Raw genomic sequence first — 18567 nt, 5'->3', positions numbered from 1 at the left:
GCGGCCGCGGCCGCGGCGGCGACGCGGCCCCAGGACTCCGGGGCCGTGGCGCCGACCGACTGCCCCACGTCGATCGGCGGCAGCCGGACGGTCCCGCCCGGCTGCCCCACGCCACCCCCGCCCCCGCCGCCCCCGGTCCTCCCCGCGCCGGACGGGCCCGGCGGCGCCCCGGAGGCCCCGACCCCCCCGGACGTCCCCACTACCCCGGACGCGACCATTCCGGACGGGCCCGCCGCTCCGGACGCCCGGGGCGCCCCGACCGTTCCGGACGCGACTGTTCCGGACGCCCCGGCGGCCCCTGGGCAGGGCGGCGGCCCCGGCGGTCCGGGCGTGCCCGACGGTCCCACCGTCCCCGACGGCCTTGACGCTGTCCCTGATCCCGGAGTCCCGGATACGGGGGGCGAGGCGGAGGGTATGCCACTCCGGCCGGAGCTTTACGAGGGCTGATGGCATCGCGAACAGTCGAAAAACCCGACAAATGATGGCAGAGTGGCTCCATGGTTGATCCGGCAGCGGATGCCCTGTCGCTTCCCGAGGACTGGCCCGCCCACCCGGATCTGAGTCTGGCTCTCAACCGCATGGGCAGCTTCGACTGGGACCTCGACACAGGGCTGATGCACATGGACGAGGCCGCCCTCGACGTGTTCCAGATGGACGTCACAGAGTACGACGGGCGGCCGGAGAGCCTGGCCTCCCGGGTGCCCCCGAGCGAGTCCGTCCGCCTCGACGGAATGGTGGCCCAGGCGCTCAAGAGCGGCGGCGCGCACTACGGCACCTACTTCCGCATTCGCACCCGTGACGGTGGTCTGCGCTGGACGCACACCCAGGGCTTCATCCGGCGGGACATGACCGGCCGCCCGCGCCGCATCATCGGCATCGTCCGGGACGCCACCCAGGAGCTCGCCGAGTCCACCGCCCGGCGTGAGGTGAACGACGAACGGCGGCGCCAGACCAGCGTCGTGGAGTCCACCACGGCCGCCCTCGCCCACGCCCGGACCGTCCAGGACGTCATCGACGTGCTCAAGGACTCGCACGGCCTGGAACACCTCGGCGCCACCAGTGTGGTGATGGGGCTGCTGGAGGCGGGCCGCATCCATCTGGTCGCCGACGGGCCCGAGGGCTCCTTCGTCCCCGGCACCCGGTACACCCGGGTGGACGAGGAGTACCCGATGAGTGAGGTGGTCCGCACCCTCGCGCCCCGCTTCATCGAGTCGCCCGACGACTTCGCCGGCTCCTACCCGGTCCTCTGGCCCCACATCAGCGGGCTCGGGATCACCTCCGCCGCGTATCTGCCGCTGATCGCGCAGGCCCGCCCCATCGGCGCGCTCGGCCTGCTCTACAGCGACAAGGACGAGTTCTCCCCGGAGGACCGCAACGTCCTCGTCGCGCTCGGCAGCAGCATCGCGCAGAGCCTCCAGCGCGCCATGCTCTTCGAGCAGGAGCACGACCTCGCGGAGGGGCTCCAGCAGGCCATGCTGCCGCGCCGGATCCCCGAGGTCCCCGGTGCGCAGATCGCGGTCCGCTACCGCTCGGCCCGGCTCGGCCGGGACATCGGCGGCGACTGGTACGACATCATCCCGCTGCCCGGCGGACGGGTCGGCGCCGTCATCGGAGACGTCCAGGGGCACGACACCCACGCCGCGGCCGTGATGGGGCAGCTGCGCATCGTGCTGCGGGCGTACGCGGCGGAGGGGCACACGCCCGCCACCGTGATGGCCAGGGCCTCGTCCTTCCTGCACGAACTGGACACCGACCGCTTCGCCACCTGCACGTATCTGGAGGCCGACCTGGCGACGGGCGTCGTCCAGGTGGTACGGGCGGGCCATGTCGACCCGCTGCTGCGGGACACCGACGGCAGCTGCCGCCGGGTGCCGGTGGAGGGCGGGATGCCGCTGGGGCTGTCGGCCGAGTTCGGGCAGCTCGACTACCCCGTCGGCACCCTGGAACTGGACCCGGGGCAGGCCCTCCTGCTCTACACCGACGGGCTCGTCGAGGAGCCGGGCGCCGACCTCGACGAAGGCATGCAGTGGCTCACGGCCCTGGTGCGCAACGGGCCGCACGACCTCCAGGAGCTCGCCGACCACATGTGCGACGTGGTCGACGAGCGCGGCGGGGACGACGACGTCGCCATACTGCTGCTGCGCCGCAAGGGCGGCTACACCCCGCAGGCCGGCGGGCGGCTCCAGCAGCATGTGGCCCAGAGCGACCCGGAGGCGCTCAGCTCGGCCCGGCACATGACCCGTGCGGCGGTACGCGCCTGGGGCGCGGGGGAGCGGGCCGACGAGATCGAACTGGTCGCCGACGAACTGATCACCAACGCACTGCTCCACACCGACGGCGGGGCCATCGTCACCCTCCGTATGCTGTCCGGACACGAACGGCGGCTCCGCGTCGAGGTCGAGGACCGCTCCAGCGCCCTGCCCCGCCGCCGGGAGGCGGGGCTGTCGGGTGTCTCGGGCCGGGGGCTGCTCCTGGTGGACCGGCTCACCGACGTGTGGGGCGTCGAGTCGCGCGGCACCGGCAAGTGCGTGTGGTGCGAGTTCACCCTCTCCGGCCGAGCCGAGATCCCCTGGACGTCGGTTGTCGACGCGAAGTGAGCGGATCCTCCTTGACCGTGACCGAACGCGCACGTTTGACTGCTTTCCGTAGCCTTCGACGGCCCTCCCACGACATGGGGATCTCTTGAGCAGTGAGCTGCTGGCACCACTCGACCTGGCCTTCTGGCACCTCGAAACGACCGATCACCCCATGCACCTGGGCGCTCTTGCCCGTTTCGACCCCGGTCCCGGCGACCCCGATGACGTCCTCCGTCTGCTGGCCGAGCGCGCCGCGGCCATCCCCCGGCTCCGGACGCGGGTCCGCGACGTACTGCTGCCGGTTGGCGGCGCCGCCTGGAGCATCGACACGACCTTCGACGTGCGCCGCCACGTCCACCACGTCCGGCTGCCGGACGCGGACGCCGCCGGCGGGTTCACCGCCTGGGCCACCCGGCTCGCCGGTGAGCTGATGGAGCGCCCCCTCGAACGCGGGCTGCCGCCCTGGGAGATGTACCTGCTGACCGGGGAGCCCGGCGGGCCCTTCGCGGTCCTGGTCAAGCTCCACCACGCCCTCGCCGACGGGATGCGCGCGGTCGCCATCGGCGCCGGGATCTTCGACCAGATCGCCGGCGCCCGCCCGAGAGGCCGTCGCCCACGTCCCGTGCCGCCCCGCTCCTGGCTGCCCGGCCCGCTGAACGTCGCGGACGCCGCACGCGCCCGCATCGAGGAACTCGGCCGCGCCCTGGGCGTCGGCGCCTCCGTCGTACGGGCCAGTCGCCTCGACCCGTGCGGCGCGCCCGCGCTCACCGCCGACTCAAGCGGGACACGGCGCCTGGCCACCGCCGATCTGGACCTGGAGGAGGTGCGGCGGGTTCGCCGGGTCACGGGCGGCACCGCCAACGACGTCCTGCTCGCGGTCGTCGCCGGGGCGCTGCGCCACTGGATGCTGGAGCGGGGCGAGCCGCTGCCCGCCGACGACCCGCGTGCCCTGGTGCCGGTCTCCCGGCGCAGGCCCGGCGGCCCGCCCGGCCCGGGCAACACCTTCTCCGCGTATCTCCTGGACCTGCCGCTCTCCGACCCCGACCCGCTGAGCCGGCTCGGCTCCGTACGCCGCGGCATGGACCGCAACAAGGCCGCCGGGCCCAGCCGCGGGGCCGGGGCCCTCACCGTGCTCGCCGACCAGCTGCCGCCGCTCGCCCACCGGTTCGGCGCCCCACTGGCCCAGGGAGCGGCGCGGATGCTCTTCGACGTCCTGGTGACCAATGTGCCGCTGCCGCGCTCCACGCTCTCCCTCGGCGGCTGCCCGCTGCGAGCCCTCCACCCCATGGCCCCGCTCGCCCGCGGCCAGGCCCTGGCCGTGGCGATGTCCCCGTACGACGGGCGTGTCCACATCGGGCTCGTCGCCGACGGCAAGGCGGTACCGGACGTGGACCGGCTCGCCGCGGCCATGGCCGGCGAACTCGCCGACCTGGTCAAGATCACCGACGGCCCGGACTGACCCGGCCGGCGCGCCCGAGCCGGAAGCCCGCCGGGCCGGGCCGCGCAACCGACCGGACCGCCGGAAGACTGCCTGGCCGGACGCCGACCGGATGCCGACCGGAGGTCGGCCACACGCGAACCGGACGTGGGCCGGACCGAGCTGGAAAAGCGGCCGAACCGATCACCGGTGGGCCGGGCTCCAAGGGCGGGTGGGCCGGATCACCGAGCCGAACGGCCCACCGCCGGGCCGGAATGGTGGCCGGGCGGCGCGGCCGGCCGGACCGGCGCCCGGCCCCGGGCGGCGCACCACGCGGGGCTGCGGCAGGCTGGGACCATGCCCGAGCTGCCCGAGGTCGAAGCCCTGCGAGAGTTCCTCGACGAGAACCTGGTGGGCAAGGAGATCGCCCGCGCCCTGCCCGTCGCGATCAGTGTCCTCAAGACGTACGACCCGCCGCTGTCCGCGCTCGACGGCGCCACCGTCACCGCCGTCGGCCGGCACGGCAAGTTCCTCGACATCGAGGCGGACGGGCTCCACCTGCTGGTCCATCTCGCGCGGGCCGGCTGGCTCCAGTGGCGCGACGTCCTGCCCTCCGGACCGCCCCGCCCCGGCAAGGGGCCGCTCGCGCTGCGCGTGGCGCTCACCGGGGGCGACGGCTTCGACCTCACCGAGGCGGGCACCGCCAAGCGCCTCGCCGTCCACCTCGTCCACGATCCCGCCGACGTCCCGGGCGTCGCCCGCCTCGGCCCGGACCCGCTCGCCCCCGGTTTCGACCGTGACGCATTCGCCGCCCTCCTCGCCGGGGAACGACGCCAGGTCAAGGGCGCCCTGCGCGACCAGAGCCTGATCGCGGGCATCGGCAACGCGTACAGCGACGAGATCCTGCACGCCGCCCGGATGTCGCCCTTCAAGCCCGTGCGGAACCTCGATGACGCCGACATGACGACGCTGTACGAAGCGATGCGCACCACCCTGGGCGAGGCCGTGGAGCGCTCGCACGGGCTGGCGGCCGGCCGCCTCAAGGCCGAGAAGAAGAGCGGGCTGCGCGTCCACGGCCGTACCGGTGAGCCGTGTCCCGTCTGCGGCGACACGATCCGCGAGGTGTCGTTCAGCGATTCGGCGCTGCAGTACTGCCCCACCTGCCAGACCGGTGGCAAACCCCTCGCCGACCGGCGCTTGTCCCGCCTGTTGAAGTAACCCGTCGCTCAGGGCCGTACCGACACCAGCCGCTCACCGTGCACGGTCCGCACCTCCAGCCGCTCGATCTCACCGATCCGCAGCGCTGTGCCACCTTCCATGAACGGCTCGTCGCCCGCGTCCGTCGCCCACGTCATCACTGGCCACGACCGGCCGTCCGTCCCGACGACGAACAGCTCGCACACGTGCGGCTCCCGCACCCCGGCGACCCGCAGCGCCACCTCCGTACCCCACTCCCGGTCCCGCAGTGACACCGACGCCGACGCCCCGGTCGCCGCGTCCGTCGCCGCGACCCGCCGCACCCCCGGATCGCCGGCGTCCGCGCCCGTACCGGCCAACAGGACGGCGCCGGGCACCGCGACGGCCAGCGCCGTGGCCACCCCGACCACACCCGACCGCCACCGCCGCGCCCGCAGCCGGCGTGGACGACGCGCCCTCTGGCGCCCCGCGGGAGCCGCCGGAGCCCGTGGCGCCCCCGTGGGCCGCGGCGGCTCCCGGCCCGCCAGCTGGGCGAGCACCGACGCGGTGAAGGCGAAGTCCGCGAGCCCGGCCGCACAGGCCGCGCACCGCGTCAGGTGCTCCTCGCACGCGAGGACGTCCGCCGGTTCCAGCACGCCCAGCGCATAGGCGGCGACATCGTGATGCCGCTCCCGCAGACTCATGGGGTGCCTCCTTCCCGCGTACGCGTGCGATGCCGTGTGCTTCCCTGAAGCCTTACGCCCTGCAGTACGCATCCGAGCCGTTTCTCGCTCAATCGCCGCACCCCTACACTCCGCACCATGGTGCGCGTACTGGCCGTCGATGACGAGAAGCCCGCTCTCGAAGAACTGCTGTACCTCCTCCGTTCCGACCCGCGGGTGCGCAGCGCGGAGGGCGCCACCGACGCGACCGAGGCGCTCCGCCGCATCGGGCGGGCCCTGGAAGCGGGACCCGACGGCGAGGGCGCCATCGACGTCGTCTTCCTCGACATCCACATGGCGGGCCTCACCGGCCTCGACATCGCACGGCTGATAGCCGGATTCGCCAGGCCTCCGCTGATCGTGTTCGTCACCGCCCACGAGGGGTTCGCGCTCCAGGCGTTCGACCTGAAGGCCGTCGACTACGTCCTCAAGCCGGTCCGCAAGGAACGCCTGGCCGAGGCGGTGCGCCGCGTCCGCGAACTCGCGGAGCCCGCGATCACCCCCACCGCGCCGGAGCAGATCCCCGTGGAGCTGGGCGGCGTGACGCGGTTCGTGGCCGTCGACGACATCGCGTACGTCGAGGCGCAGGGCGACTACGCCCGGCTGCACACCGACGCGGGCAGCCACCTGGTCCGCATCCCGCTGTCCACGCTGGAGGAGCGGTGGGCGGCGCGCGGTTTCGTACGCATCCACCGCAGTCATCTCGTCGCGCTGCGCCGTATCGACGAACTGCGCCTCGACGCCGGGACGACCACCGTACGGGTCGGCAGCGCCGAGCTCGCCGTCAGCCGCCGTCACGCCCGCCACCTGCGCGACCTGCTGATGCGCCAGGCGCGCGGCTGACCGACGCTCGAACGCCTGCCCTCACCTGCGCGCCCCCGGCGGTTGTGCCCCCCGGGCGGTCGTGCCCCCGGCGGGTACGCGCCTGGCCGTCCGTCCCTGGCTGTAGGGCCCTCGGCCCAGTCCTTGTCCGTCTGCCGCTGGCTGCCCGGCCGCCTGCCGTCCGTCTCCGGCCGTCCGCCCCCGGCGGTCCGCGCCTGCCCGTGCGTCCCCGGGCGTCCGCCCCCGCTGCCCGGCGCCTGCCGACCGGTCCTCGGCCTGCCTGCCGGCCGACCGACCGCCCCGACCGTCGGCCGGCGCCCGGCCTGGGCTCCTGTCCGTGCGGGCCGGTGCGTCCGGCCCGAACCGGGGTCTACCTTCGGTAATGGCTTCTGCGTAGACTCCACCATCCGAACCAGCCGCCCCAGCGAGCCCACCCACGGACGCCGATGCCCGTAGAGCCAACGCCCGCGCGCCGCCCCCGCCGCGAGACGGTCACCGGCGTGCCACGCTCCGCTCGTCGTCCCCCCGGCCACGCGCCCGCCCGCTCCGAGATCAGCGAGCAGACCACCCTCGGTCACACCTACGTACGCTCCCTGATGCGCAGCCAACTGCGCGCCGCCCTCTACGCCCTCGTCGCCCTCGCGCTGCTCGTCGGCTCGCTGCCCCTGCTGTTCACGCTTCCCACGGCGCTGGGCCACGGCGCCGCCCCGCCCTTCGTGTGGGCCGCCCTCGGTGTCGGCGCGTACCCGCTGATCTGGCTCGTCGCCCGTTGGTACGTCCGCCGTGCCGAACGCAACGAGCGCGACTTCACCGGCCTGGTCGAAGGCCGCTGAACCCGCATGGACCGGACGTGAACCAGACCTACGCGGTGGCCGCCGTCAGCGCCGTCGTCCTCGCGACCGTGCTCATCGGCGCGCTCGGGCTGCGCATCTCCCGCACCACCTCGGACTTCTACGTCGCCTCCCGCACCGTGGGCCCCGGGCTCAACGCCGCCGCCATCAGCGGGGAGTACCTCTCCGCCGCCTCGTTCCTCGGCATCGCCGGCCTGGTCCTCCTCCAGGGCCCCGAGATGCTCTGGTACCCGGTCGGTTACACCGCCGGCTACCTCGTCCTGCTGGTGCTGGTCGCCGCCCCGCTGCGCCGCTCCGGTGCGTACACCCTCTCCGACTTCGCCGAGGCCCGCCTGGAGTCACCGCAGGCGCGCCGGCTGGCCAGCCTGTTCGTCGTCGGCATCGGCTGGCTGTACCTACTGCCACAGCTCCAGGGCGCCGGACTGACGCTGGAGATCCTCACCGGCGCGCCCGACTGGGTCGGCGGGCTGGTCGTCGCGGTCGTCGTGACGGGCGCGGTCGCCGCGGGCGGGATGCGCAGCATCACCTTTGTCCAGGCCTTCCAGTACTGGCTGAAGCTCACCGCCCTGCTGGTCCCCGCGCTGTTCCTGGTCACCGCGTGGTGGGGGGACGGCGCGCCGCGCGCCCGGTTCGACGCGCCCGCCGTCTTCCGGGAGCACACCACTGTCACGGTCGACGACACCGTGCGCGTCGACGTCGAGGCGCCGCTGACCCTGACCGTGTCCGGCCGCGTCGACTCCACCGCGTACGAGCAGGACCGGGTCACCCTCGGCGAGGGCGGACACCGTATCGAGGCCGGGACCACGCTGAGCTTCCCGGCCGGAGCGCATGTCCCCGAGCGCGCCGCCACCGGCGGTGATCCCCTCGGCTGGTCCCAGCCGCTGGCGGACGGGCGGGACGGCCACCAGCTGTACGCCACGTACGGGCTGATCCTCGCCACCTTCCTCGGCACCATGGGGCTGCCGCACGTGGCCGTCCGCTTCTACACCAGTCCCGACGGGCGCACCGCCCGCCGCACCACGCTCGTGGTCCTCGGGCTGGTGGGGGGCTTCTACCTGTTGCCGCCGGTGTACGGCGCCCTCGGCCGGATCTACGCGCCCGAGCTCACCCTGACCGGTGCGGCGGACGCCGCCGTGCTCGTCCTGCCCGACCGGGTGGTGGGCGGGACGGCCGGTGAGCTGCTCGGCGCGCTGCTGGCGGGCGGGGCGTTCGCGGCGTTCCTGTCGACCGCGTCGGGCCTGACCATGTCGGTCGCGGGGGTGCTCAGTCAGGACGTGCTGCCCTCGCGCGGGGTACGGCACTTCCGGCTGGCGACCGTGCTCGCCATGGCGGTGCCGCTGGCCGTCAGCCTGGTGGCCACGAACGTGCCGGTGGCCGACGCCGTGGGCCTGGCGTTCGCCGTGTCGGCGTCCTCGTTCTGCCCGCTACTGGTGCTGGGCATATGGTGGCGGCGGCTCACCCCGCCCGGCGCGATGGCCGGTCTGGTGGTGGGCGGAGGGGCGGCGCTCACGGCCGTGATGGCGACCCGCGCGGGGCTCGCCCCGAAGGGGTGGGCGCACACCCTGATGGCGTGGCCCGCCCTCTGGTCCGTGCCGCTCGGGTTCCTGACCATGGTGGCCGTCTCGCTCGCCACACCCGGCCGCGTACCGGCGGGCACCCCGGCGATCCTGGCCCGGCTGCACCTGCCGGAGGACCTGGCCGGCCGCCCCCGGCCACCCGGACAGCCCGAAGGAGCCGGCCGGTGAGCGGCGCGACCGGCATCGCCCTCGCGGCCCTGACCGCGGCGGGAGCCGTCCTCCTCGCCGCCGGGTTCGCGCTCGGCCGGCTCACCGCGCGACGGGCCGGCAAGGACGTCCAGGACCTGGGCACCCCCGTCGAACGCGCCACCTTCCACACCCTGCACACCGCGTCCCTCGCCGCTCCGCCGCTGCGCGCCGGGCTCACCGAGGACACCGCGCGCAAGGCCGCCCGCCGGTTGCGGTCGCTGCTCGGCACGGAGGCGCTCTGCCTCACCGACCGCACGGCCGTGCTCGCCTGGGACGGTCCCGGCGGTGACCACCACCGGGACCAGGTGGTGGAGCGGGTCGCGGAGGTGCTCGGCTCCGGGCGGGGCCAGAGTGTGCGCGCGGCGTGCGACGAACCGGACTGCCCGTTGCGCTGGGCGGTGATCGCGCCGCTGACCGGCGAGGAGGGGGTGCTGGGCGCCCTCGTCGCGTACGGCTCCCGCGAGTCGGCGGTGCTGGTGCGGGCCGCGACGGAGGTGGCCCGCTGGGTGTCCGTGCAACTGGAGCTGGCGGAGCTCGACCGCTCCCGTACACGGCTGATCGAGGCCGAGATCCGGGCCCTGCGCGCCCAGATCTCCCCGCACTTCATCTTCAACTCGCTCGCGGCCATCGCCTCCTTCGTCCGCACCGACCCGGAGCGGGCCCGGGAGCTGCTGCTGGAGTTCGCCGACTTCACCCGGTACTCGTTCCGGCGGCACGGCGAGTTCACCCAGCTCGCCGACGAGCTGCGCTCCATCGAGCAGTACCTGGCGCTCGCGGGGGCGCGGTTCGGGGACCGCCTGCAGGTGACCCTCCAGGTCGCGCCCGAGGTGCTGCCGGTGACGCTGCCGTTCCTCTGCCTCCAGCCGCTGGTCGAGAACGCCGTCAAGCACGGCCTGGAGGACTCCCGCACCACCTGCCGGGTGACGATCGCGGCCGAGGACGCGGGCGCCGAGGCGGTCGTCACGATCGAGGACGACGGTGTCGGAATGGAACCGGACGTCCTGCGCGCCGTCCTCGCGGGGGAGCGCCCCCCGACGTCCGGCATCGGCCTGTCCAACGTGGACGAGCGGCTGCGCCAGGTGTACGGGGACGACTACGGCCTCGTCGCCGAGACGGGCGTCGGCGCGGGGATGAAGGTCACGGTCCGTATCCCGAAGTACCGCGCGGGTGTCCACCGCGATCCGCCGTCGCCCGTTCAGGAATGAAAAGTCCCGGTATGGGGACGCGGGTGCGAGGCGGTGAACCGTTCACCGGGAGGCAACCATGCGTATCCATGATCATTACGAACTGGACTTCGGGCGGGAGGACGTCGTGCTGGTGCACCGCACCGACCGTAGCGGGGCGGGAGGGCATCCGGTCTACTCCGACGACACCGGCATCGTCCTGGCGGAGATAAGCGACCAGGGCGAGGTGCGGATGCTCGCCAGCGGCGGAAGTCAGGACCTGCCGGGCAGGGTCCGGGCGCGTCCGGTCCAGCCGCACTGAGGTCGCGCCGGTCCAGCCGCACCGGAGGCTCCGCGGTTCAGCCGCACCAAGGGCTGCACCTGTCCGCGCGTACCGAGGTGCGGCCGGTCCAGCCGCACCGAGGTTTTGCCGCGGGCGCCTCACCGGCCCCGCCGCGTAGGCCCCGGCGGGTCCCGCCGCGTGGGCCGTGCGCTCGCCGGTCCGGTGCGCCGGCCGCCGCTCACGCCGGTGCCCGCCCGCACGCACCGCGGCCGTCCCGCCACGCAGGGCTCAGTACAGCCGGAGCGCCAGGTGTCCGAGGGGGAGGCCCAGGCGCCAGGACGGGAGCCACACGGCCTCCGACTCGTCGACCGTGAGCCCGGCGGCCGGGCCGGCCGACAGGGCGCCCAGGTCGGTGGCGAGCAGGTGGGTGCCCTCCAGCCGCTGCCAGGCCTCCCGGGCGAGGGCGAGGCCCTCGTCGTCGCCGTCGTGCTCCCGCCGGGCGGCCAGCCGTTCACGTACCCACTCCTCCCAGGGGTGGCCGTACTCGGTACGCGTCAGCCATTCGTCCAGCCGGCCCTCGGCACGCGGGCCGGTGGCGTCGTCGGTGCCGTCGCCCAGGTAGACGGTGAGCGCGAGCGTCCGGCGGCCCGCCTGGTACTCCAGTGAGCCGGGTTCGACCAGGCCACCGGCTCTCAGCAGCTCATCGGCGATGTACTCGGCACACAGCCAGGCCATCGGGACGGCCAGCCCCCCGCCCCCACCGGTGCCGTTCGTGCTCTCGGGCCGCAACGTTCCCACCTTCTCCCGGATGTTCCGCGTGCGCGTGTGGTCCTCGACGACGAGCCTCTACCGTCAGACACGGCCCATGGCCGCTCTTTGCTCAACTCGGCGGTGTGGTTTCGCCTACATTCCGCCCGGGACCGTGACGCACGGGCGGCGAGGTGCCCGGAGAGGGCGGTGGGGCGGGAGGGGTCAGCCCGGAAGCGAGCCGGAGAACGTCCGGCTGTAGCCCGGCAGGCACCGGCCGAGCGCCCGCAGCGCGTAGTGCGACCGCGACTTGACCGTCCCGGCCGGTATACCCAGATCCGCGGCGGCCTCCTTCACCGAGAGGCCGTCGAAGTAGATCCGCACCAGCACCGCCCGGTGCTCGGGACTCAGCTCCCGTACCGCCGCTCGTACGTCCAGCGCGGCGACGGCGGACTCGGTGACGTCGGAGGGGTCCGGGGTACCGGCGAGCACGCCGTCGCCGATCTCGGTGGGGCGGGCCATCCGGGAGCGCCGCGCGTCGATCGCCAGCCGCCGGCCGACCGTGAAGAGCCATGGCCGCATCGACTCGTAGGGGGCTTCGAACGCCTCGGGGTGCTGCCACGCGCGTACCAGCGTCTCCTGGAGCAGGTCCTCGGCGCGCTGTTTGTCGCCGTACGTCAGGCCGAGCAGAAAGCTCAGCAGCGCGGGGCCGTGTTCCCGCTGAAGATCCTCCAGGGCCCGCTCGTCGGTGGTCGCCGTCGTCATCGTCACACCCTTCCGCGCCGTACTCGACCTCGACGCGTATACGAACGCATCCGGGCCCGTGGGGACAGGCGCCGCACCGGGGTGTGCGACGAGCGGTCACACCGAGCGGCGAACGGTGCGGCGAACGGTCGTCCGGAGAATATGTCACGGAATCAGTGCATTTGTATGATTTTGTGTATTTAAGGATTGTCGGATCCGCATTCTCCGTAGGGATTCACGGGAGCACCCGCCCCTCCCCAGCATCCCGAGCCCCACGGAGTCCGGCTGATGACCACCACACCCATGCGACGGACCACGGTGGCGGTGGCCGCCGTCCTCCTCTCCACGACGGCAGGCTGCGCCGGTGCGCGTACCGAGCCACCCGCCGCGGCCGACCGCCCGCAGAAGGCCGCCCGTACCGCGCCCGTGTCGGCGGGCGGCGCCGCCGCGCGCGACCGCGGGTTCACGCTCGTGGCCACCGGCGACGTCCTGCCGCACGCCTCGATCATCCGGCAGGCCCAGGCGGACGCCGGCGGCACCGGTTACGACTTCCGCCCCATGCTCGCGGGCGTCAAGCCCGTCATCTCCAAGGCCGACCTGGCCATTTGCCACATGGAGACGGTGTACGGCAAGGAGGGTGGCCCCTACACCGGTTACCCCTCCTTCAAGTCGCCGCCCGAGGTGGCGACCGCGCTGGCCGCCACGGGCTACGACTCGTGTTCCACCGCCTCCAACCACACCCTGGACGACGGCGCCGCAGGCCTCGGCCGCACCCTGGACGCCCTCGACAAGGCGGGCGTCCGCCACGCCGGCTCCGCCCGTACGGCCGCGGAGGCGGCCCGCCCCACCCTGCTCAAGGCGGGCGGCGCCACAGTGGCCCACCTGTCGTACACCTACGGCACCAACGGCATCCCGCTGCCCGCGGACCGGCCCTGGGCGGTCAACCTCATCGACGAGAGCAAGATCGTCGCCGACGCGCGGGCCGCCCGCACCGCCGGCGCCGACGTCGTCGTGGTGAGCCTGCACTGGGGCACCGAGTGGCAGACCGCCCCCGACAAGCAGCAGCTGGACCTCGGCCGGAGCCTCACCGCCTCCGCCGCCGGCGGCCGCCCCGACATCGACCTGATCATCGGCACCCACGCCCATGTCCCGCAGGCGTACGAGAAGGTCAACGGCACCTGGATCGTCTACGGCATGGGCGACCAGATCGCCGGTGACATGATCAACTACAGCGGCGCCTTCGACCCGCGCGGCAACCAGGGGACCATCGGCCGCTTCACCTTCGCCCCGCCGGCCACGCCCGGCGGTCGCTGGGACGTGGAGAAGGCGGAGTTCCTTCCGCAGTGGTTCAACACGGGGACGGGCCGGGTGGTCGACCTGAACTCCGCGATCAGGGCGGGCGAGAACCTCACCGGTGTACGCGACCGCATCCGGCAGGTCACCCTCAGCCGCGGCGCCGCCAAGGACGGCCTCGCCATGGGCGGCTAGCCGCGGCTCCCCGGCCGGCCCCAGGGGGGTGCTCCCACGCCCCCCACGCGCCCCGCGTCCCCACGGCGCCGTCACTCGCACCCCCCGCGTCACCGTGCCTCCGCTCGCCCACTCCGCGTCCTCCCCGCGTCCCCCCGGCCGCTCGCCACCCGGCGGGTCAGGGGGGAGGCTCTCGCCTCCGTCCGCGTCCGGCCGCCGGGGCCGCCTCGGCGGGTGGCCTCCACGCCCCGGGCCGGACCGCTCGTACGGCGTGGGCCGCGGACGGATCACGGCGGCCCACCCGGGACCCGGGGAGAGGGGGCGCACCACCACCGGACGCCACCGGTCGCGCCCCGGCGGCCGCTGGTCCCATCGAGTGCAATCCGCTGCCCCGACGGTGTGGGTCAGGGGAGCGGGGCATCGGCCATGCGAGTTATCAGTCATGAAAACCGATCAAATGCCCACGGGGCGGCGGATGGTGCTGCGCATCGCCGCCGCGCTGGGGGCCACCACGACGTTCGGACTCTTCGCCCTGGAACGGACGGAGAGCCCCTCCCGGCCGTCCGCCCCCTCCAGGCCGTCCGCCCCCGCCCCGCCCGGCGCCGCCGGCCCCCAGGTGGGCGCCCAGGCAGCCCCCCTGGCACCGTCCTCGTACCGGCTCCAGCCGATGACCGCGTACGCACCGCCCCGCTACCGGCGCGCACTGCCGCCCGTGCGGCAGCGGCCTTTCCTCCGGGTGTCCGGTGTCGGCCGGTCGATGGTGCTCTCCTTCGACGACGGGCCCGACCCCCGCTACACACCCGCCATCCTCCGCACCCTGCGCGAGTACGACGTACGCGCCATGTTCTTCGTGTGCGGCGAGATGGCGGCCGTGAACCAGGACCTCCTGCGGGAGATGGCCGACGACGGGCACGTCGTGGGCAACCACTCCTGGTCGCACCCGCTGATCCCCCGCCTCCGGCCCTCCCGCATCCGCGACGAACTCGGCAGCACCAGCGACCTCATCGAGCGCACCCTCGGCGCCCCGCCGCTGTGGTACCGCGCCCCCTACGGCGCCTGGAACCGGCACTCGTTCGAGATCGGCGCCGAGCTCGGCATGGAACCGCTCGCCTGGACGGTGGACACGCTGGACTGGAAGGAACCCGGCACCGGCCCGATCGTGCGCCGCGTGCTGGACGGCGCCGGGCCGGGCGTCGTCGTCCTCTCCCACGACGCGGGCGGCGACCGCTCGCAGAGCGTGGCGGCCCTCCGCACCTACCTGCCGGAGCTGCTGGCGGCGGGCTACCACCTCACCGTGCCGCGCCGGTGAGGCGCGGCACGGTGCCCGCGGGGCGGGCCGAGCCGGTTCCGGTCGACCGGCCCGCTCAGCGGGTCGCCACCAGCCGCGCGAAGGCGACCACGTTGCCGTCGTAACCATGGGCCTTGGAGTAACCGCCGCCACAGGTGATCACGCGGAGCTCCGGGTGCCCTGTGTCGCCGTAGACGCGCACCCCCGGGAAGTCCTCCTTGGAGAAGACCTCGATCCCGTACACCTCGAACACGGCCACCCGCCCGTCGAAGCGCGTCACCTCCACGTGGGCGCCCTTCTTGAGCGAGCCGAGCCCGTAGAAGACCGCCGGGCCGGCCTCGTTGTCGACATGACCGACGATCACGGACGTACCGCGCTGCCCGGGGGAGATGCCGTTCTGGTACCAACCGGCCATGTTGGGGTCCTGGGCGGGCGGCGCCTCGACCCAGCCGGCCCGGTCCAGTCCGACGTCCATGATCGGGGCGTCGACGTCGATCGACTCGATGCGGATCCGTGAGGCGGGGGCGTACGCGAGCGGCCGCAGCCCGGCGGGCGCGACCGGTACCGCGCCGACGCGGCGGTTCTCCGAGACGGCGGCGGGAGCCGGCTGGGGCGGGCCGGGCTGGATGTCGACGCCGTTCCGCATCATCGCGAGACCGGTGAGCATGACCAGAGCCAGCGCTCCCCACGGTGAGTGTCTCCTCGACTCGAAGCCACTGTGGTCCAGGCCCCTGCCCATGGTTCTCCCTTCGCGGCGTAGTACGCACGCTAAGTGCGCCGTGCCGCACCGGCGATCAGGAGAGGGGCGAACGGGTGGCGGGCGCCAGAGGGGATGACCCATCCGTGTCATCGTCGTACGGGACCTCCTCCGACCGCCCTGACGGTCTGTGACCTGCGACTCCGTCAGGTACACGGGCGTGCGGCCGGTGTGTCGGCTCACCGGGGTGGACGAGTTCCGAAATGCGGTAATCACACCAGCTTGTGAAGGTTCGTCGTGGAAGGCGTACTCGTCGAATCCTCCCGGAGCGCCGCTTCGGGGCGTCTTCCACTGGAGGTTCAACGATGCGTGCTTCACGCGCTCTCGCGGTGGCCGCCACCGCCGGCGCGGCCATCGGGCTCTGCGCCCCCGTGGCCTTCGCCAACAACGGTCCCACCAACGTCACGATCTCCCCGAACCGGGTGCACCAGGGAGGCCAGCTCGCGATCAGTGCCATGGGGTGCGGTCACGGCGGCACGGTCACGTCCAACGCCTTCCCCAAGACGGCCCTCACGGTCAACGCCTCGGGGCACTCGGCGGCCACCCCCCGGATCTACGACCACGCCACGCCGGGGCAGTACAACCTGGCCGTCAAGTGCAGTGACCACTCGATGGTGGTCACCAGGACCTTCACGGTCGTCCGCGGCCGCGGCTCCCACGGCGGCCTCGGCGGTTCGATGGCTCCGAGCTCCACCGAGATGGCCATCGGCGGTGCCATGGTCGCCACGGCGGCCGTCGGCGGTGGGCTGTTCATCAGCCGCCGTCGCCGTCTGAGCGGCGGAAAGGTCTGACCGGCCGAACCTCCCGGTCGGCCGAACACGCCCGTCGCCCCGAGTCCTGGTCGGTCAGGACTCGGGGCGACGGGCGTGCGGGGGAGAGGGGGCGTTCCTCGGCGGGGGCCGCGGGCGGGGGCCGCTCAGTGGCGGCGGCTCTCCGCGCGGCGGCGCAGCACGAAGATGACGCCCGTGGCGGCCGCCACGACCAGGCCGGTCCCGGCCGCGAGCTGCCCGGCGTTCAGGCCGCCGATGCTGCCGCCCACGCCGCCCCGGACGCCCTGGCTCGGCGCCGTGGTCGTCACCGTCCGCGTCGTGGTCACCGTCGGTACGGCGGTCGAGCTGGTGGTCGGGGTGCTGGTGGCCGGGGTGATGGTGAGGTCGGCACTGCCCGGCGTGCCGCCGGCGCAGGTGAAGGAGACCGTGTACACCGCGCCCCGCTTGGCGTCCCAGTCGACGGTGGCCGTCGCGGACCGGCCGGCCGGGATGGTGACCGTGTCGAAGACGCCCGAGGAGGCCATGGCGGTGCCGGGGCAGCCGGGGGCCGTGAGCACCACCTTGGCCCCCGGCTGGACGGTCGAGGGGCTGATGGCGAAGTCGCCGGGGGCGTACTTGCCGGAAGCCACCGCCGGGGCGGGGGCGGTCAGGGCGAGAGCGGCCGCTCCGAGGAGAGCGGCGGAGGCGGCACCTATCGCGCGCATCGTCAATCCTCCGGGTCCCGAGGGGCAGCTGCGGAACGGATATCCACAAAGCGTCTGATATGCACCTCGATGCCGGAAACGCTAAGAGCGCCTTACCACAACCGCGATCTCAGACCGGCGAATGGGGCACCGTAGTCCCCCGGACGGCTGCCGGCGTGTGCCGCAGGTCAGTCTCCAAGCCCCTCGATGTGGGGGAAGAGGTTCAGGAAGGGGTCCGGGGTCGCGGAGATGCCACGGCCGAACGGCGCGTCGAAGGCCCAGATCAGGAACAGCAGGAACGCGATCAGCGCGCTGAAGAGGCCGGCCAGCAGCAGCTCGCGGAACGTACGCCGGATCTGGAGGGTGAAGATCAGTCCCACCGTGATCAGGGCCCCGGTGATCAGGCCGAACCACACCACCCCCGGCATGGTGGCGCCCGCGTTCTCGGACCGGGCGCCGCGCGCGTCGTCGGCGACCGCCACCTGGTCCACCATCGGCTGGTACGCGTCACCCTCGTGGGCGTCGGCCGGCCGGTAGTCGGAGACACTGCGACGCACCCGCTCCAGCAGTTGGGCGCCCTTGTCCGTCAGCTCACCCCGGTCGGCCATGGATTGCCACTCGGCGTCGACGACGTGCGAGACGTACGCGTCCACGTCGGCGCGGATGCGCGCGCGTACGTCCGCCGGCCAGACCTCCGCCCTGGCGGACACCTCGTGCAGCGCCTGGGCCTCCTGGCGGACGCTCTCCTGGGCGGCGCTGCGGCCCTCCCACACGCCGGCGATCGCCAGGCCCAGCACGATGGCGTACACGACGCCGATCATCATGGTCATGTACTCGATGACGTCCGGGGTCTCGGACGGGTCGTCGTCGTCGCCGAGCCTGCGGTTGTTGATGACCACGATGGTCAGGACGACCGCGCAGGCGGCGGCCATCGCGATGGACAGGACAAGCCATTCCGACAAGGTGTTCTCCGGGCGGGCGGTGTCCGACGGGATGTCCGGCGGATCTGGCGGATGTCTGGCGGATCTCTGGGTCTCTGGCGAATGTCTGGTGGGAGGCCGGTCCGAGGCCCGGCAGGGCGTCTAGCGGGACGAGCGGGGGCGCAGGATGGCCGCGCCGAACACCGCGGGGGCCATGATCAGGAGCATCACGGTCACGGTGCTCGGGCCGCCCGCGGGTTCGGCGCGCTGCGCCCGCCGGTAGGCGGGCAGCGGGACGGGCGGGGACGGGCGGGGGCGCAGCGACGGAGCGGGCGCCGGTGGCGGGGCCTGGACCGGGGCGGGGGCAGGGGGCGGGGCGCTCGGCTCCGGCTTCGCCCGCGGTTGCGGGTCGGCG

General features: G+C 73.8%; 17 protein-coding genes and 1 pseudogene. 11 read left to right on the top strand and 7 right to left on the bottom strand.

All coding sequences use genetic code 11. From position 1 onward, the window contains the following. The first annotated feature begins 497 nt into the window (after window positions 1–497). The 3 genes from ABD347_RS17740 (at window position 498) to ABD347_RS17730 (ending at window position 5211) form a co-directional block, all read left to right on the top strand. Complete coding sequence (locus tag ABD347_RS17740) at window positions 498–2597, top strand: SpoIIE family protein phosphatase (protein WP_344362222.1); 2100 nt, start codon at window positions 498–500, stop codon at window positions 2595–2597. Window positions 2598–2682: 85 nt separating this feature from the next. After that, entirely contained in the window at window positions 2683–4035 is a 1353-nt protein-coding gene (locus tag ABD347_RS17735) for a wax ester/triacylglycerol synthase family O-acyltransferase (protein WP_344362219.1), read from the top strand. 315 nt (window positions 4036–4350) lie between these two features. Further along, window positions 4351–5211: an Fpg/Nei family DNA glycosylase gene (locus tag ABD347_RS17730; RefSeq protein ID WP_344362216.1), complete on the top strand. Its 861-nt coding sequence runs from the start codon at window positions 4351–4353 to the stop codon at window positions 5209–5211. An 8-nt stretch (window positions 5212–5219) separates the two neighbouring features. On the opposite strand, the gene ABD347_RS17725 is transcribed toward ABD347_RS17730, so the two are convergent. After that, window positions 5220–5873 carry an anti-sigma factor gene (locus ABD347_RS17725; RefSeq protein ID WP_344362214.1) on the bottom strand — a complete coding sequence of 218 codons (654 nt, stop codon included), beginning with the start codon at window positions 5871–5873 and terminating at the stop codon, window positions 5220–5222. 117 nt (window positions 5874–5990) lie between these two features. On the opposite strand from ABD347_RS17725, the gene ABD347_RS17720 reads away from it, so the two are divergent. From ABD347_RS17720 to ABD347_RS17700, 5 genes are all read left to right on the top strand, one after another. Continuing rightward, window positions 5991–6734, top strand: coding sequence for a LytR/AlgR family response regulator transcription factor (locus tag ABD347_RS17720; protein WP_344362212.1), 744 nt, complete (start codon window positions 5991–5993; stop codon window positions 6732–6734). A 425-nt stretch (window positions 6735–7159) separates the two neighbouring features. Continuing rightward, window positions 7160–7546 carry a hypothetical protein gene (locus ABD347_RS17715; protein WP_344362210.1) on the top strand — a complete coding sequence of 129 codons (387 nt, stop codon included), beginning with the start codon at window positions 7160–7162 and terminating at the stop codon, window positions 7544–7546. Between the two features lie 17 nt (window positions 7547–7563). Next, window positions 7564–9309: a sodium/solute symporter gene (locus ABD347_RS17710; RefSeq protein WP_344362209.1), complete on the top strand. Its 1746-nt coding sequence runs from the start codon at window positions 7564–7566 to the stop codon at window positions 9307–9309. Further along, the gene (locus tag ABD347_RS17705; RefSeq protein ID WP_344362207.1) at window positions 9306–10535 is read left to right on the top strand and encodes a histidine kinase; all 1230 of its coding nucleotides are present in this window, start codon (window positions 9306–9308) and stop codon (window positions 10533–10535) included. The genes ABD347_RS17710 and ABD347_RS17705 overlap by 4 nt, the downstream gene beginning before the upstream one ends. 58 nt (window positions 10536–10593) lie before the next feature. Next, window positions 10594–10815 carry a DUF6296 family protein gene (locus ABD347_RS17700; protein WP_344362206.1) on the top strand — a complete coding sequence of 74 codons (222 nt, stop codon included), beginning with the start codon at window positions 10594–10596 and terminating at the stop codon, window positions 10813–10815. Between the two features lie 249 nt (window positions 10816–11064). On the opposite strand, the gene ABD347_RS17695 is transcribed toward ABD347_RS17700, so the two are convergent. Both ABD347_RS17695 and ABD347_RS17690 read right to left on the bottom strand, forming a co-directional pair. Continuing rightward, window positions 11065–11565, bottom strand: a complete 501-nt coding sequence (locus ABD347_RS17695) for a hypothetical protein (RefSeq protein ID WP_344362204.1) — start codon at window positions 11563–11565, stop codon at window positions 11065–11067. A gap of 183 nt (window positions 11566–11748) precedes the next feature. Then, window positions 11749–12288 carry a sigma-70 family RNA polymerase sigma factor gene (locus tag ABD347_RS17690; RefSeq protein WP_344362202.1) on the bottom strand — a complete coding sequence of 180 codons (540 nt, stop codon included), beginning with the start codon at window positions 12286–12288 and terminating at the stop codon, window positions 11749–11751. Window positions 12289–12555: 267 nt separating this feature from the next. Here ABD347_RS17690 and ABD347_RS17685 point away from each other — a divergent pair, with 267 nt between their 5' ends. Together ABD347_RS17685 and ABD347_RS17680 are read left to right on the top strand one after the other, a co-directional pair. Then, window positions 12556–13755, top strand: a complete 1200-nt coding sequence (locus tag ABD347_RS17685; protein ID WP_344362201.1) for a CapA family protein — start codon at window positions 12556–12558, stop codon at window positions 13753–13755. Window positions 13756–14176: 421 nt separating this feature from the next. Continuing rightward, the gene (locus ABD347_RS17680; protein ID WP_344362199.1) at window positions 14177–15043 is read left to right on the top strand and encodes a polysaccharide deacetylase family protein; all 867 of its coding nucleotides are present in this window, start codon (window positions 14177–14179) and stop codon (window positions 15041–15043) included. A 55-nt stretch (window positions 15044–15098) separates the two neighbouring features. On the opposite strand, the gene ABD347_RS17675 is transcribed toward ABD347_RS17680, so the two are convergent. Then, window positions 15099–15761 (bottom strand): class F sortase, encoded by a 663-nt coding sequence (locus ABD347_RS17675; RefSeq protein ID WP_344362197.1) that lies wholly within the window; start codon window positions 15759–15761, stop codon window positions 15099–15101. Window positions 15762–16084: 323 nt separating this feature from the next. On the opposite strand from ABD347_RS17675, the gene ABD347_RS17670 reads away from it, so the two are divergent. After that, the gene (locus ABD347_RS17670) at window positions 16085–16570 is read left to right on the top strand and encodes a hypothetical protein (protein ID WP_344362195.1); all 486 of its coding nucleotides are present in this window, start codon (window positions 16085–16087) and stop codon (window positions 16568–16570) included. A gap of 125 nt (window positions 16571–16695) precedes the next feature. On the opposite strand, the gene ABD347_RS17665 is transcribed toward ABD347_RS17670, so the two are convergent. The 3 genes and pseudogenes from ABD347_RS17665 to ABD347_RS17655 all read right to left on the bottom strand — a co-directional run. Next, the gene (locus ABD347_RS17665) at window positions 16696–17253 is read right to left on the bottom strand and encodes a hypothetical protein (RefSeq protein WP_344362194.1); all 558 of its coding nucleotides are present in this window, start codon (window positions 17251–17253) and stop codon (window positions 16696–16698) included. Window positions 17254–17420: 167 nt separating this feature from the next. After that, entirely contained in the window at window positions 17421–18194 is a 774-nt protein-coding gene (locus tag ABD347_RS17660; protein WP_344362192.1) for a bestrophin-like domain, read from the bottom strand. A 120-nt stretch (window positions 18195–18314) separates the two neighbouring features. Beyond that, window positions 18315–18567 (bottom strand): annotated as a pseudogene (locus ABD347_RS17655) (hypothetical protein); the annotation flags it as partial.

It is taken from the genome of Streptomyces gobitricini (assembly GCF_039532985.1).
Taxonomy (GTDB): domain Bacteria; phylum Actinomycetota; class Actinomycetes; order Streptomycetales; family Streptomycetaceae; genus Streptomyces; species Streptomyces gobitricini.
Note: the sequence above shows the minus strand (reverse complement) of the source record. Positions and strands in the feature narration are given on the sequence as shown.